General features: G+C 54.9%; 12 protein-coding genes and 1 tRNA gene. 1 reads left to right on the forward strand and 12 read right to left on the reverse strand.

Going from position 1 to position 15,973, the window contains the following annotated elements; all coding sequences use genetic code 11:
• The 3 genes from DTHIO_RS13430 to DTHIO_RS13440 all read right to left on the reverse strand — a co-directional run bounded on the left by DTHIO_RS13430 (window position 1) and on the right by DTHIO_RS13440 (window position 5,855).
• Window positions 1-3,063, reverse strand: coding sequence for an efflux RND transporter permease subunit (locus DTHIO_RS13430; protein ID WP_040419008.1), 3,063 nt, complete (start codon window positions 3,061-3,063; stop codon window positions 1-3).
• A gap of 18 nt (window positions 3,064-3,081) precedes the next feature.
• On the reverse strand, window positions 3,082-4,335 hold the full coding sequence (locus DTHIO_RS13435; protein ID WP_008870809.1) for an efflux RND transporter periplasmic adaptor subunit: 1,254 nt from the start codon (window positions 4,333-4,335) through the stop codon (window positions 3,082-3,084).
• 167 nt (window positions 4,336-4,502) lie between these two features.
• Window positions 4,503-5,855 carry a TolC family protein gene (locus DTHIO_RS13440; RefSeq protein WP_050775202.1) on the reverse strand — a complete coding sequence of 451 codons (1,353 nt, stop codon included), beginning with the start codon at window positions 5,853-5,855 and terminating at the stop codon, window positions 4,503-4,505.
• Between the two features lie 251 nt (window positions 5,856-6,106).
• On the opposite strand from DTHIO_RS13440, the gene DTHIO_RS13445 reads away from it, so the two are divergent.
• Window positions 6,107-6,183, forward strand: a tRNA-Arg gene (locus DTHIO_RS13445).
• Here DTHIO_RS13445 and DTHIO_RS13450 read toward each other — a convergent pair.
• The 9 genes from DTHIO_RS13450 to DTHIO_RS13490 all read right to left on the reverse strand — a co-directional run bounded on the left by DTHIO_RS13450 (window position 6,184) and on the right by DTHIO_RS13490 (window position 15,973).
• Window positions 6,184-7,395, reverse strand: coding sequence for a beta-ketoacyl-[acyl-carrier-protein] synthase family protein (locus DTHIO_RS13450; protein ID WP_208596421.1), 1,212 nt, complete (start codon window positions 7,393-7,395; stop codon window positions 6,184-6,186). It abuts the tRNA gene before it with no gap.
• Window positions 7,392-7,691, reverse strand: coding sequence for a phosphopantetheine-binding protein (locus DTHIO_RS13455; protein WP_279614628.1), 300 nt, complete (start codon window positions 7,689-7,691; stop codon window positions 7,392-7,394). The genes DTHIO_RS13450 and DTHIO_RS13455 overlap by 4 nt, the downstream gene beginning before the upstream one ends.
• Before the next feature lie 9 nt (window positions 7,692-7,700).
• On the reverse strand, window positions 7,701-8,609 hold the full coding sequence (locus DTHIO_RS13460; protein ID WP_008870813.1) for a lysophospholipid acyltransferase family protein: 909 nt from the start codon (window positions 8,607-8,609) through the stop codon (window positions 7,701-7,703).
• The gene (locus DTHIO_RS13465) at window positions 8,602-9,783 is read right to left on the reverse strand and encodes a DUF2062 domain-containing protein (RefSeq protein ID WP_008870814.1); all 1,182 of its coding nucleotides are present in this window, start codon (window positions 9,781-9,783) and stop codon (window positions 8,602-8,604) included. Before DTHIO_RS13465 ends, DTHIO_RS13460 begins: the two co-directional genes overlap by 8 nt.
• A gap of 182 nt (window positions 9,784-9,965) precedes the next feature.
• On the reverse strand, window positions 9,966-11,426 hold the full coding sequence (locus tag DTHIO_RS13470) for a B12-binding domain-containing radical SAM protein (RefSeq protein ID WP_008870815.1): 1,461 nt from the start codon (window positions 11,424-11,426) through the stop codon (window positions 9,966-9,968).
• 17 nt (window positions 11,427-11,443) lie between these two features.
• Window positions 11,444-12,805, reverse strand: coding sequence for a lipid biosynthesis B12-binding/radical SAM protein (locus DTHIO_RS13475; protein WP_244156397.1), 1,362 nt, complete (start codon window positions 12,803-12,805; stop codon window positions 11,444-11,446).
• Window positions 12,806-12,852: 47 nt separating this feature from the next.
• On the reverse strand, window positions 12,853-14,112 hold the full coding sequence (locus DTHIO_RS13480; protein WP_008870817.1) for a B12-binding domain-containing radical SAM protein: 1,260 nt from the start codon (window positions 14,110-14,112) through the stop codon (window positions 12,853-12,855).
• Between the two features lie 17 nt (window positions 14,113-14,129).
• Window positions 14,130-14,867, reverse strand: a complete 738-nt coding sequence (locus tag DTHIO_RS13485; protein WP_008870818.1) for a beta-ketoacyl synthase N-terminal-like domain-containing protein — start codon at window positions 14,865-14,867, stop codon at window positions 14,130-14,132.
• Between the two features lie 2 nt (window positions 14,868-14,869).
• Window positions 14,870-15,973, reverse strand: a complete 1,104-nt coding sequence (locus tag DTHIO_RS13490) for a beta-ketoacyl synthase N-terminal-like domain-containing protein (protein ID WP_244156398.1) — start codon at window positions 15,971-15,973, stop codon at window positions 14,870-14,872.

Here is a 15,973-nt window from a genome sequence, read left to right on the forward strand (position 1 = left end):
TTACGTATTTCCTTCCGGCGTCTTTATCCCGAAAAAAAGAGCATAAAGGACCGGGGCCACCAGGAGAGTGAGCACTGAGGCGAAGGTCAGCCCGCAGATGATGGCAATGGCCATGGACAGCCAGAATATATCCAGAAGAAGCGGGGTCATGCCCATGACCGTGGACAGGGTGGCCATCATCACCGGCCTGAGCCTGCTCACCGAAGCGTTGACAAGCCCCTGGTAAGGTTCTTCACCTGAGGCCAGATTGTTGTCTATACGGTCCAGAAGGACCACCACATTCTTTATGAGCATGCCCGACAGGCTCAGGGTCCCCAGAAGGGCCATGAACCCGAAGGGCTGGCTGGTGGCCAGAAGCCCCAGGGTCACTCCGATCATGGCCAGGGGCAGGACCATGGCGATTATCAGGGGCTGGCGCAGGGTATTAAAAAGAGCCACCACTGCCAGGGCCATAAAAAGAAAGCTGATGGGCACCCCGGAAAAGACCTCCTTCTGAGAATCCCTGGACTGCTCGTATTCCCCGCCCCACTGCATCCTGTAGCCCGGAGGAAGCTCTATGGCCTCGATGTCGCTTCTTATGCGCTCCATAAGAGCCTGCCCCCCTCCCTGGTCCGCTTCGCACTGGGCAGTAATGGTCTTCTGCCGGTCGCGCCTGATGATCACCCCTTCTTCCCAGCCAAGTGTGGCCGATGACACCACCTGGCCCAGGGGAGCGCCCCGGGTCTCGCCCATGGGCCGGACATCTAAGGCGAACATGTCTTCAAGGCGCTGCCTGGATTCTTCCGGGGGGCGCAGGATAATGGGCAGCATCCTGTCCCCCTCCCGGTACAGTCCAGCCTGCAGCCCGTCGAAATTGAGCTTGACCGCCCTGGCGGCGTCCTCCCGGGTCACCCCGAACCTAATCCCCCTGGACTGGGAATAATCCAGGTCGTAGGTCTTGACCATCTGACGCCAGTCGCTTCGCACTTCCCTGGAATCGGGATCATTATACATTATGTCTTCTGCCTGCCGGGCAAGGCCTCGAAGCACCTGCGCATCAGGCCCGCTGAAGCGCACTTCCACGGAGAACTCCACAGGCGGTCCCATGGGAAATTTGCGCACTCTGGGCTGGGCATGAGGATAATTTTCCTCCAGATACCCCCGGGCGTACTCCTTGACCTCATCAAGGTCCGAGGCCCGGTACAGATTTACGATCACCTGTCCGAAGGACGGGTTGGGCATGTGAGGTTCCATGGCCAGGTAAAACCTGGGAGCACCCTCTCCGATAAATGAAGTGACGCTTTCCACCCCTGGATGCTTGAGGATATCTTCTTCCACCTTCTGCAGGTCCTGGGAAGTGGAGTGGATGCGCGTGCCTTCGGGCAGCCAGTAGTCAAGCTTTAGCTGAGGCCTGGTTGAAGGCGGAAAAAAGGTCTTGTCCACTAAGTAAAAACCCATTACCGCCAGGACAAAAAGCAGGGCCATGCCGGCCAGCAGGCTTTTTTTCCTGCGCAGGCACAAATGCAGAAGCCTGCGGTACAGCTGATAGATCCTGCCGGCATACGGGTCGCTTGGCTCCTGTCCCTGAGCTTTGCCCCGCCTGAGAAACATGTGACACCACAAAGGGGTCAGGGTCATGGCCAGGATCCAGCTGGAAATAAGGGAAATGGCGATGACCAGAAACAGTCCCCGGGTGTATTCGCCGGTGTCGTCTGAGGCCAGGACTATGGGCATGAAGGCGAATACCGCCACCAGCGTGGCTCCAAGCAGAGGCCATCCAGTTTCCCTGACGCTCTCCACCGCTGCCTGCAGCCTCCTGGTCCCGGTCTGGATTTTTACCAGCATGCCTTCGGTGACCACTATGGCGTTGTCCACGATCATACCCAGGGAAATGATGAGCGCCCCAAGGGAGACCCTGTCCATGTCCATACCCAGGGCCAGCATCAGGGTAAAGGTCACCAGGATGGTCAAAAGCAGGCCGCTGCCGATGATCAGCCCGCTTCTGATGCCCATGAACACCAGAAGCAGCAGAATGACTATGGTCACGGCCTGCAGGAGATTGAGCATAAAGGTATTTATGGCCTCGGTGACCTTGTCCGCCTGAAAGGCTACAAAGTCTGTCTGCACCCCCACCGGCAGCCTGTCCTGCAGGCTTTCCAGAGCGTCCTGCACCTGCTGGCCCATGTGCACCACGTTGCCCCCGGACACGGTGGAGACGCCTATAGCCAGGGCCTTTTGCCCGTCATGGCGGATCAGTGTGGCCGGGGGATCCAGGTAGCCCCGGCGGACTTCGGCGATATCCCCGAGCTGGATCATGCTTTCCAACTCGGGGTGCCGGGCATAGCCAAGCTCCAGCTCTCTTATGTCCTGAACCGATTCAAACTGCCCGCCCAGCACAAAGCGTACCCGCTCCCTGCCCAGATCCGCTTTTCCTGCGTCAGCGGCCATGCTGCTGCTTTCCAGAAACCCCATGACCTGGTTCATGGACAGGTCCAGTTCAGCCAGTCGGGCCCGGGAAATATCCACAAAAACCGTTTCCTGCTGCTGTCCCCAGATCTCCACCCTGGCCACTTCATCAGCCAGAAGCAGTTCTTTCTGGATCATCTCGGCATAGTCCAGAAGCTCACTGTAGGAATAGTCCTCTCCGGTGAGGGCGATGAGCACTCCGTATACATCCCCGAAATCATCTATTATTTCAGGTTCGCCAGCTCCCGGTGGAAGATCGGGCCGGATGTCGGCTATCCTGTGCCTGAGACGGTCCCAGTGCTGGGGGACTTCATCAGCAGGGATATCCTCTTTGAGATGCACGTGGGCAATGGACACTCCCGGGCGGGATTCGGTCTGGACATAATCCAGCTGGTCCAGGCGCATAACCGCCTTTTCCACATGATCCGAGACCTCGTTTTCCACCTCTGTGGGAGAAGCTCCAGGATAGGGGGTGATTATCACCGCGGTTTTGATGGTGAATTCGGGGTCTTCCAGCTTGCCCATGCTGAAATAGGCAATGACTCCGGCAATGCTCAAGACCAGGGTGAGGAATAGAAAAAAGCTTTTCTTTGTGATGGCCAGTTCTGCAATATTCATCATAATGGCTGGCTGAGGTTATTCCAGAGGCCTTACTTTCTGCCCCTCCTGGATGAAATGGGCCCCGGCAGTCACCACCAGGTCCCCGGCACCAAGACCCGAGAGCACCTGCACTCCGGCGGAGGTCAACTCCCCGGTGCGCACCTGCCTGGACTGCACCCTGGAACTCCCGGAATCATACACCCATACCCGGTCTTTGCCCTGGCTGTCCGTAAAGAGTGCTGTCTCGGGTACTGTCACCAATTGGTCACCGTCTTCATCAGGAGCTATACTTATATGCACCTGGGCGGCCATGGAAGGAAGGGCCCGGATGTTTTCGGGCATGGTGAGAATTGCTGTGGCCTTGTAGCTGAGTTCCCTGGCATCGGTAGAGACCTCTTTCAGCCTGGCCGGCAGGGGAAAGCCCGGGTATGCATCCAGGATGCAGTAAACCTCTTTGATATCATCCTTTTGAACAACCAGCTGCTCCGGCAGGCCGAACTTAACCTCCAGCCGGGTCAGATCCTGGAGGGTGGCTACTGGCTGACCAGCAGAGATATTTTCATGGTTTTCAACATGCTTTTCAGCGATATACCCGGAAAATGGAGCCCGCAGCACCGAGTCCTGCAAAGCGCTCTGGGCCTCTTCCAGGGCTGCTTCCAGGGATTCAATCCTGGACTGCATGGCCTGGATGTCTTCGTCCCTGGCCCCAATAAGGGCCTTCTGAAGCTCCATTTCCAGGTGGCGCTTGCGGCCCCGGGCCTCTTCCAGGGCGGTTTCGGTCCGGTCCAGCTCGGCCCTGGCCACGGCCCCCTGCTCATACAGTTCTTTATGCCGGCGGTACTGCAGCTGACTCTCCCGGACCGCGGAACCGGCGGCCCTGAGCTCCGCCTCCAGGGAAATGACGTCTTCTGTCCTGGCCCCCTCCTGCATGGCTTTGAGGTTGGATCTGGCCTCCCCCAGGCTGCCCTCGAAATTTTGCACCGCCAGCCTGAAATCCCTGGGATCAAGCCTGGCCACCACCTGGCCCTTGTGAACATAGTCTCCTGTGTCCACCTCAAGGCTCTGCAGTTCATTGGCCACCCTAAAAGACATCCGGGTTTCCCGTTGCGGCCTTAACTTACCCGGCAAAATCCGGTTTATTTCCGGGGAAGGCTTCTTGATCTGCATGAGCTTGACCGGCCTGACTACATCCTCGGGCTCATCTTCTCCAGCGGGGACACACCCTGAAAAACCGCCCATTAGCAAAACTGTCAGGGCTGTAAGCAGATAAGGAGCAATCATTTTGGCCATTCCAAATATCTCCCGAAAAAATGTGGCTACTAAAAATTCAATGCGCACCAATGGCGCAGAAGACAGAAGTCAAATGACCACGCCGGGATGCGTGGCAGGCAGAGAACAGAAAATCAAAGGGCTATAGTTACTGTTCACCAGGGTCCGGGGACTTTTTGCAGTTGCATCTAATTGGCCCTGAGACTTATATTCTTTTCGCCCATGGCCCGGTAGATGGAAGCTACTGCCTTGAGAAAATCCGACTCTGCATTTATCAGCCTGGCCTCTGCTGCTGTGAGATTGGCCTGGGCATCCAGCACCTGGGTGCTGGTCCCCACCTGGGCCTCGTACCTGGCCTGGGCCATGCGGTAGCTTTCCTTGGCCTCTTCCAGTCCCTGCCTGGCCACCTTGATTCTCTGACGGCTCTCCTGGATAAGCAGGTAATCGGATTTGACCTCGAAAGACACGTTTTGCAGCAGATCCTCGTACTCGGCCACCAGCTGCCTGGTCTCCTGCCTGGCCTGCTCCCGGGCGTAATATGTCCTGCCCCATTCAAAAAGGGTCCACTGCATCTGCACCCCGGCCCTCCATTCGCTCCTGTCCTCCATGGCCGAACCGCTTACCGTGGGATCATCCCCGCGACGGAAGACATCAAAGGTGGCCCCCACGTGGGGATACATGTCACTGGCGGTGATGCGCTCGTCCTGTAAGGCCATCTGAATGCTTTTATCGGCTATGAATATGTCCGGGCGGTTCTGCAGGGCCCTGTCCCTGGACTCATCCAGATCCAGGGTGAAGGGTACGAACTCCAGGCGGCCCTCATAGACCACCTCCATGTTCCGGGGCAGCCCCAGAAGCATGTTCAGCCTGGATTCCAGGGTATCCACCCGGTTCCGGGCGGAGATAAGTTCCTGCTCGGCCTCGGATACATCCACTTTGGCCTCCAGCACGTGCTGCCTGGGCACCAGTCCTACATCATAGAAAGAACGGCTCACATCAAGGTGGGAATTAAGCCTGGTCAGGGAGTCCTCGGCCACCCGGACACTCTCTCTGGCCGCCAGCAGATCCAGGAAGGAGGTCTGGATTTCCAGGACAAGCTCCAGCTCGGCCCGGCTCAGCTGGGACTTGGACTGCTCATGGGCCAGCTTGGACTTCTCGTAGGTGCTCAGCAGATTAAACCCGGTAAACAGGGGCTGGTGAATATTTATATTCAGCTCCCACCTGTCACGGCTGCCGTGCCTGGTTCTAAAAGGCTCTTGAGGATCACCCGTGGGCACCCTGCTTTCCGGTCGCTCATCCAGCCTGGTATAGCCGTAGGACGAACTCAGGCTGGGGCCGAAGGCTCCTCTGGCCGATTTTGTCCCGTATTCCCGGCCCTTGACCTGTTCCCGCACCGCCTGCAGGGACTGGTTGCGCTCCAGGCCCATCTTGACAGCGGCTTCCATGTCTAAGACAGTCGGACCTTCTGCCCGCAGGCTGCCCACAGGCACGAAAAATGTCACCGCCATCAAAAGCAGGCCTGCTTTTAAAATTTGATACACCCCTGTCTCCTTAAGTTTGTTTCCATCCAACGATTACGCCGGCATTACCCTCTGATTTTTCAGTCCGTTGACTGCCACGCTTTACAGCGTGGCTGGCTGGACTTAATATGCTCTGTCCTCTATATCTGCACATGAGCATTGCGGCAACCATTCAAAGCTGCCTGCACCCTGCTTCTTGCATTAAAATGCAAAAAAAATTATTGTCAACTATAAGTTGCTACTGAAAAAAGCCCTGTGCCTTCATTTCATGTGCGCCTGTAGCTCAGCCGGATAGAGCACTGGACTTCGAATCCAGGTGCCGCAGGTTCGAATCCTGCCGGGCGCACCATTAATTCCAGGATTGGCCCTTCCCGAGCACCAGTACAGCGTTGCTGCCTCCGAAAGCCAGAGACTGCGATATGGCCAGGTTACCTTCAACAGTGATCCGCTCGCTCACTGGAGAAGATGCAGACTCCGGGTCGGCTGAGCTAAAACCGGCACTGCCCGGAACACGTCCAAGATTCAGGCACCCCAGGGTGAGTACAGCCTCTATCCCCCCGGCGGCCCCTAAAGTATGCCCGGTGTACCCTTTGGTGGATAAAAAAGGGATATTCGGCAGAACCCGAGCAAGAACCATGTCTTCCACCCTGTCGTTGTCTTTCGTACCGGTTCCGTGGGCATTGACAAAGGCGATCTGAGATAAATCCGCCTCACTCAGCCGCAGAGCCTGAGTCAGAGCCCTGAACAATCCTGCTCCTTCCGGGTGAGGTGCGGTCAAGTGGTGCGCATCACAGGCTGAACCATAACCCAGAATATGCCCGGAGACATTTTTTGTATCCAGTTTTCTCAGTAAGGGCGATTCCAGGATCATGATCCCTGCCCCTTCCCCCAGGTTCAGGCCGTTGCGGGAAATGTCAAAGGGACGGCAGGGCGAAACGTCCATAATCTTCAAAGAAGCGAAGCCGTTGTAGGTAACCCGGCAGAGCTCGTCAGTTCCTCCGGTTATTACCAGATCACAGACCCCTCCCTGGATCCAACCGGCGGCAACGCCAATTGCATCGGTCCCCGATGAACATGCGTTGACCACGGTCTGACACGGACCATCCAGGCCGAATTTTTCGGCAATAACCGAGGCCGGATTGTTTTTCAGATACCTGCACACCGGTTTTGGATCAGGCTGATTGCCGGCTAGGTATTCACGGTAATAATCCTCGTTGTTCAACGTGCTTCCAACAGTGGTACCAATGCACACTCCTACCTTCAGCCTGCCAAGGTCTCTTGCCTCCCACCCGGCATGGGTCAACGCCTCATCTACCGCACTCAGGGCATAAAGAACAGTCAGCGTATGCCTGTTTTCACTGCTGGAATTGCCTTGACCAAAAAGCTCACGGGGAACTTCAAACACAGGATAAATGTTTAAATGGTCAGTATGAAACCTGCCAGGTTTTGCAGGAGCTATGTCCCGAGAAAAAATTCCGGCCAGACAACTGGGAAGGTCCCGACCTGCCGCACACAGACAGCCCATCCCTGTGACTCGCACAGAACTACCTTGTCTTGTCACTGTTGTTTACGCTCCTGAATAAAAGCGCTCAAGGCGTTGATGGATTGGAAAGCTGTTTGTCCCTCCTCCATATCCTTAATCTCCACCCCGAAATGTTTTTGAACAATCACTACCAATTCCACCGCATCCAGGGAATCCAACCCCAGACCGTCACCGAACATAGGAGCATCATCCTGGATATCCTCAGGGTGAATATCCTCCAGATTCAGCTCCCGTATCAAAGTCTGCTTCAATTTCTGCTTAAACTCCATACTGTTGTCCTGAACTGGTTGAGAAGTTTGGTGTTTGTTGAACACACCTGTCCGTCATTTCTGCCATATATCATGAAAATTGTAGAACTGATAAGGATTGTTGCGTACATACTCCTCAAGATACTGCACAAACTGAAGCACATAGGGCCGCAAGCTGTCCAGATGCCTGTCCTCTGCCGGCTTTACATGGATAACTCCGGCCAGTTCCAGGGCGTATGACCTGGGCCCTGTTTTGCGGGAAAACAGAACTGCAATGGGAGCCCCAGTGGCTGCAGCAATTTTGTAGGCCCCCACCGGAAATATGGCCTCCTGCCCAAGAAAAGGAACCCTTAGCCTATTGCGGTCATTGCCAAAGACTCGGTCCCCCATTACGCTCACAATCTCACCTCGCTGCAGGGCACCAACAATCTCTACTGCACTAGCCGGAAGATTGTCCGGATCAATAATATTATAGGGTGGAGCCTCTTTTTGATGCTCATGATAATGCCGGTCTACATCGCCGGGCTCTCTTTTTATCAGCAGGTGCACTGGGCGCTGGAGCATGTGAAGACTGGACATGGAGGCCTGCCAGCAGCCTACATGGGCATTCATAAGTATCAAACCGCTTCCTTGGTCAAGCAGTTTCTGAATTTGTTCATAAGAATCAAACTGCACATCCAAGCTGTCAGGGCCGAGAATGCCCACTATAGCACGGTCCACCAACACCCTGGCAAAGGAAAGGCTCAGACGGAAACTGTCTGCAAACGCCGCAAGGCCGAATCGTTCCGGGAACCTCCTGCCCAGGTAATGCCTGGTTCTCCTGCGAAGGTCCGGCCTGAAAAGCATGTAATACCCAACCACTGGGTAAGTAAAAAAATAGGCCAGTCTCCGGCCGCCCAGCCGGATGGCTGCATAGAAAAATCTATGTTGCCACCTCGAGGCTATGCTCCGGCTGGACCAGGATCTAGCTTTCTTTTCAGTCATGGCTGTTTAAAAAAATACGCATCTGTTTGCTGATAATCCAGGACATGCCAAAAATGACCACAGCTACAAGGCTGGCCAGCACCGGGGCCAGCACCAGTGAGCCCAGAATCCATTCCCATATTCTCTCCAGACCTTGATAGCCCAGGGTCTGCAGGTTGAACTCGGTCAGAAACCGACCATGTCTAATATAATGTCCCACCTCGATACACAGGGCCGGAACAAACGGGGGCATGCACAGCTGACTGGCTGCAACCGCTGTCACCCTGTTCCATGCCAGATAGCCGGCCACAAATAGTACCGCTACTGTATGGATGCCTATGAGGGGCAGTGTACCCAGAAACACGCCCAGGAACCCGGCCTTGGCCAGTCCGGCAGGAGTGACTTCCTCGCGCAGTAAAATTTTCAGGGAGCGTATGGGGCGTATTACGCTGATGGAAGCAAGCCCCGATCCCCGCTCAACTATCCTGCGATGAGGCCAGGGGAACATAGAACGTATTGTCAGCCGCGTATTCAACCAGGATATTTTCAAGTTGTCCTTGAAAGAACTGAAATGTGAGATGCGCTGTGCTGGAGGAGGATAGTAAACATCTATCGGCACATCCAGAAGCTCTATACCGGCCCATGCCGATCTGACCAGCACCTCGATTTCGAAGGAGTACCTGTCTTCGGTGAATCTTAAATGTGAAAAAAGGGCTGTTGGGTAAGCCCTGAAACCGCTCTGGGCATCCTGGAGTTTCTGCCCGGTCTGAACCCGCAGCCAGAAATTAGAGAACCTGCGACCAAAGCGGGACGATGCCGGAACATTTAGTGTCTCAAAATTGCGGCTTCCCACGATAACAGCCAGGGGAGAGCTAGTGATTGCAGCAAAAAAAACGGGCAGATCCCGGGGGTCATGCTGGCCGTCCGCATCAATGGTAATAATATGCGTAGCCCCCAGTGACCGGGCAGATTCAGCTGCAGTCCGTATGGCCACCCCTTTGCCCCGATTTTTTTCATGGGTGCGGACATGTACCTGCAAATCCGAGATGGTTTCCACTCCTCCGTCAATGCTGCCGTCATCCACAACAAGGACATCTGGATGAATGGCCAGGATATCCGTGACCACCTTTCTGAGGGTGTCGCCGTGATTATAAACGGGTACAACAACCAGGATCTTTATCTGTTCAGACGTCACTGTTTCCAACCACTTGGCTTATTTATATTTGCAGAAATAAGGGTATGCCCGGCATCTGGCCTTCATTAATAATTATCTTGTCCCTTATCCCTGGAGTCAAACTTTTTTTCCCATACCGCCTGACATCCTTTGCGGCTTCTGCCAGCCCGAAAAAAAACAACCTGTCTTCAAGTCAGACTCGCTTAAGCCTGCTTTTCTCTGGAGAACCTCTCCCCGCTACGGGCAAAACGGATAAAGCTTCCCAGGTTGAGCACAAACCTTCGCCAGCTGTCTGGAGAATTCCACAGCATGGCCGCATAATCCACAAGCACCCGGGGGCGCTTGAAATGATCGCGGTAGAAAGAACGGTGCAGTTCCTCCAGGCGCTGCAGGGTAAAACCCTGGGGCACGAACAGGAAATGCATGCAATCCATGCGGCTCCAGTCCTCCTGGAAGTCGCCGTATTCACGGATCGTTCGATAGACCGGCGCCCCTGGAAACGGGGTGAACTTGGTCAGATTAAAATCATCCACAGGCAGAGAGAACAAGAACTGCCTGGTTTTTTCCACGCTGGCCTCTGTTTCTCCCGGCATTCCAATCATCAGCAGCCCTTTGACCCGGATACCGTATTTCTTGATCAGCCGTACGCGCTCGGCCAGCTTCTCCAGATTCACTTTCCGGTTCAAGGCATGCAGCATGTCCTGATCCCCGCTTTCAATTCCCAGGCTGATCATCCAGCAGCCTGCATCTTTTAACCTTTTCAGCAGGGATTCCGTCAAATGCTCCGAGCGGACAGCGCAGTTGAAACTCATGTTCAAGGGCCTGTTGACAAGCATGTCCGTGAGTCTCTCCAGACGCTTCAGCTTGAAGGAAAACTGGTCATCGTAAAAATTGATATGCCGGACTTTGAAGTGTTGATTAAGATAGCGCATATGCTCATATATGTACTCCGCAGAATTGAAACGGTAACTTTTTTGAAAAACGGAACGGTCGCAATAACTGCAGGAATACGGGCAGCCCCGGCTGGTAATGGCGCTGGTGTTGGGGGACTTGGGATAATTGAAAATGGGCAGCGGGTAGCTCTTGGGAAAACCTTCCAGTTTTTCATAGGCAGGGTAAGGCAGCTCATCCAGATCATCCAGCAGGGGGCGTCGACCAGTGAAGACAACCTCCCTGTTTCCCGGCTCCCTGTAGATCAAGCCCGGTATCCCCGGGGCATGGCCGCAGTTTTGCATAAGCTGCGCAAGGGTTTCCTCCCCTTCTCCAACTACTGCATAGTCGATTACCGCATGCTGGTGCATCATCTCTTCCCCCAGGGAGGAAACATGCACTCCTCCGAAAACCACGCGGATATCCGGCAGCAGTGTCTTGGACTCACGGGCCAGCCTGATACCGTCCAGAAATGACGAGGTGGTGCAGGAGAATCCAATATAAGCCGGACGCTTATGTATGAGAATGTCCTTCAGTCTTTGAACTGAATCAGGCCGGGCATTAAAATCCACTATATCCGCTTCAAGTCCGCGATGCTCAAGATAAGAAGCCAGCCCGCACAGACCCAGCGGCGGCATGATGTTGGCCATCCTGGATATATCCCGTCCAGATTTGCCGGAACTGTATCCCAAAGGATGGACCAGTACGATCTTGCTATGATCCACAGGATGCATGAAGAGATCTCCTGAGTTCACCGCTGCACACGGCGCGTTCTCTTTTTCTCGGCTTCTATCAGCTTATCCCAGATAAGGCCGCGATACCCGAATCTGCGCATCACGTTCATACGGTCCTGAGCCTCCTGCGGGGGGAAAAAGCAATTCCTGCAGCCATCTAGGGCTTTGGCCGCAATTTCATGCATTCTGTCCCGCTCGATTCCTGGACTGTGGTAATAGACAGGCCTTAGCAGGGAGGTTGATTCATCCAGAATCCCTTCTTTTATTGCGTGAGCATGCAGCTTTGTACCCGGCAGAATGCGCAGCCCTGAATATACAAACGCAACACAGTCCTCCAGCTTGCCTATATTGCTCAGAGTTTCCCTGATAGTAGCCTCGGTTTCATTGGGTCCGCCTATAATGAAATAATGTGCTACCGGGATACCACGTCTTACACAGGCAGCATTGAATCTCAGAACATCAGAGGAGCAAAACCCCTTGCCCAGACCTTCCAGGGTGGGCTCAGCGCAAGAGTCGGACCCCACTTCCATCCCCAGAAGCCCGGAATGCAGCAGCAGATCCAGATCATCGTCCCTGATCGGATCAGGGCGGAAAAACGCACTCCAGCGCACCGGCAGATTGCGTCTGGCCAAGGCCAGGGCCAGCTCCAGATAATGTCCCCGGCAATCATTGAACACGGAATCGGTAAAAAATATATGCTCCACTCCATGATCTCTGGACAATTTAGCTACATCCTCGACCACTTCTTCGGGGTGACGGGCACGCAAAAAGGGACCTTCCAGGGAGGGATAGCTGCAGTAGACGCAGCTGTGCGGACACCCCCGCTTGGTTTGTAGACCGGGCAGCCCGCTTTCTTTATTGTAATACTCCAGGATATCTTTATCCACCAGAGGGGAGCACAGCTGCGACTTATGCAGAACTTCCTTGCTTCTTACGATGCGCGGACCGTGGCCGTTGTTCTGGATTCTTTCCAGCAGCTTCACAACAGCCGCCTCTCCTTCCCCCTCCACGCCGAAATCCGCGCCAAGATATTCCAGGATGGCTTCAGGCATTATGGAAAAGGCCGGCCCCCCTACTACTATCGGGGCTCTTGTAATTTCGCGGAGGCTGTCAATTATTCTTCTTGTCTGTTCCAGAAACCATCTGCTTTGATCGCTGAAAGAATCTACATTATCAATATTGCGCAGGGACACACCGACAACCCCGGGGGCAAATTCCAGCACCTCTTTGCCAAGCAGTTCTTCAGACTCATTGCTGACCAGATAGTCGAACTGCTTGACCTCGTGGCCGGCATTGCTCAAGGCCGAGGCAATCATGGCCATGCCCTGGGGATAAACCGGGTAGGGCTCAAGGCTTGTGTTCGTGGAAAGCAAAAACACTTTCAATGCAGCACCGCCTGTTTTGTCTTGTTCAACCTGCTTATTCCTCAGGCTGTTTTGCCTGGAAATGCTCTTTTGCGCTTGGGATCATAACGCCGATACGTCCCGTCATCCATTTCCTTGCCGATTACTTTTTTGAACAGATTGGCCATGCGCAACTGATGCCCTCCCTGGCCAAAAAAAGCATCCCAGGCGTAGTAGTAGAGCTCCTGAAGTTTGTCCGGGCTCATTTGCTTGGGCTGAAATACCACCCTGTCACAGGTATATTTGTTCCAGTCATTGCTCAGGATACGATTCTGCTTCTCCAGTTTTCTGCGGATGGGAGTGTGCGGAAAAGGAGTCAGGATAGTGAACTCTGCCATATCAAGATCCTCTTTTATGAGGAAGTCCACCATTCGCTTTATATAGCTCTCGTTGTGATCATCCATGCCCAGCAGAATCGTCCCTTCAATACCAATATCATGATCCTTGAGCATCCTTATTCTTTCCCGGATAGTCTTGGAATCGTCTATAACGGCCTGATACACGTACCAGCATCCAGCCCGGGCAGCCAGATCAAGGATCTCCGGGTCATAAAGCACCGGGTGCGAGATCCATTTGCGTTTCAGCGGGATCATGGCTGTAAAAAACTCCTTGAGCCACTCCCGATCCTGGGCAAGGGAGTTGTCCACGAAAAACAAACGGTTATTGGGAATGGATTCAACTTCCCGGATAACCCTGTCCAGTGGTCGGGGCCTGAAGGAGTTGCCCCCCAGATATCCCACGCAGCAAGGCATGCAATTGAATCTGCACCCCCTTGAAGCATGCACCAGGTCCACCATCTGCACTCCGCGATAATTGTACAATTCCCTCTGCAGTAGACTTCTGCGCGCCGTTCCCACCATGGAGATCTCCGGGGGGGAATTCAGATAGTCATACCTCCTGCGCAGCGCCCCGGCTCTTAGATCCTGGATGACCTGTCCGAAACGGCCTTCCACTTCACCAAGAAACAGGGAATCAGCGTGTCCTGCAGCCTCTTCAGCGTGCAAAGAGACTGCAATGCCGCCCATAATCACGGGGATGCCCATCTCCCGGTACCTGTCCGCGATCGCGAAGGCCCTGGGCAGCTGGCAGGTCAGCATGACTGATAAGGCGGCCAGGTCTGCCGCAGGATCAAAATAAAGATCCTCAAGATTGTCGTCGGTAAAGTCTATTTCAACACCGTCCGGAACTTCAGCCGCAAAAACCACCGGTCCGTGCGGGGGGAGATGAAACTCGGTCTGCCTTTCCAGCTTAGGCCATCTGGGATAGATGAGATGCATTTTCATAAAAAAGCTTCCCGTATTCAGGTTTTGGTTGTGGACAAGCTGTTTTCAAGCACCTGACACTGGAGAACCAGGTCGTCCATGGTGTGGACCTGTTTGCTGCCCAGCCGTATTGAATCAGACTCCAGGCGCACCAGGGCATAGGGTCGGCTTTGAGAGCGCAGTTCTGCCTCCAGCACCACAAAAACCGCCCCGGCAGCATCATGCCGACAGGAATCAAGCCAGGGATCGATTCCCCCGGGAGGCTGGAGGTCGCATGAACCTGCAAGCATCATCTCTGCTTCTCCGTCGTTTAAATCATACAGTGCCGCCTTTACCCCTCCCAGGGAAAAAGGACTCGAACGGTGCAACACATATGAAGGTCCGGTGAGTCCGAAACGCAGCGCCGTCTCTCCCAGGAAGCAGTTTGGCAGAGTATAGGTAAACAGATGTGGACTTGGCCATCGCCCTTGAGTGTCAAACACTGTACCCAGAAAATCCACATCCGTGGATATGCATCCAAAACGGGTAGCGGCTGCGATGCCTGCGGGGTGTTTATCAACCTTTCCGGCCAGGCCGGCATCCTCAAGTGACTTGGCTGCTGCAGCGAGACCGATTTTGGAGAAGGCGTCCATTCTGCCGAAACGCTCATCCGGTGATTCCAGTACTTGTTCCCTGGAGGGCGCCCGCAGCGATTCGCCGGGCGATGCAAACTCCTGCATGCCCCGGCCGGGACCTGTTGAGGTAAGCCACCCCATTCCGGTTAAAAAAGCCTGCATTCTCAACACTCCGGCAGTTTCAGGACAAGGGCCGCGTTGATTCCGCCAAACCCGGAGTTAGTGGTTACAATAACCCGGCGGTCAAGACTGCTGGACCGGGAGGAAACATATCCGGCGGCAGCATCCTCCGGATCTTCCAGTCCCACTGTAGGCGGAACGACTCCGGCATGCAGGGACTTGATGCTAAGAGCCGCCTCCACCCCGCCGGCCGCTCCCAGGGTATGTCCCAGGGCTCCCTTTACCGAGTAGACGGGCCGGGCGCGATCTCCAAATACTGACTTGAAAGCGGTGATCTCCATGGCATCGTTGTAAACTGTTCCCGTGCCGTGGGCATGCACGGCCCCCACATCTCCTGCTGACAGCCCTCCCCGGCTCAGTGCCTGGTTCAAGGCCGCTATCAGACCGCATCCATCCCGGGCCGGGGCTGTTATGTGCACTGCATCGCAGGCCGCGCCCCAGCCTGATATTTCAGCGATGACTGATACAGTATTTTCCCGGACTCTGTCTTCACTGACCACATGTATGGCAGCAGCCCCCTCCCCCAGGCTCAAACCGGAACGGTTGCTGTCAAAGGGGCGGCATGCTGATTTATCCAGGGCGTGAAGCGAGGAAAAACCCTGGTATACGAACTGGGAAACAACATCCGCACAAACCACCAGCACTGACTCGGCCCGGCCAAAAGCAACCTCCCTGGCTGCCCGGGCCAGGGCAATGGTGGATGAGGCGCAGGCCGCGCTGACAGCCAAGCCGGGACTGTCCAGGGACATTCGCCTGCGCACCCGGCTTAAGAGCCATTGGGGAAAGGCGGTTTGAATGTCGGCCGGAATCCCGCGCATGACCTTTTCCAGAGAGTCCACCCCTGCCTTGGTGGTGGCGGCGAAGGGCACAGTATCTCTGGACAGGCCGGGAAAATCCTGCAGCACTAGTTCCAACAGGGTATGTATGCACGATGTGTTGTCCGGCTGCTCCAACAGGGCAATGGTGGCTGCATTTCCGGAAAATCCGCGGTTGATCGGGCCTATGCCTGTACTTCCGCGCAACAGGCCGGCGAAAGTCTGCTCCAGGTTCCCCAGAGCGGTTGCAATCCGGATATCCTGCACGAACAC

Source organism: Desulfonatronospira thiodismutans ASO3-1, assembly GCF_000174435.1.
In the GTDB taxonomy this organism is placed as follows: domain Bacteria; phylum Desulfobacterota; class Desulfovibrionia; order Desulfovibrionales; family Desulfonatronovibrionaceae; genus Desulfonatronospira; species Desulfonatronospira thiodismutans.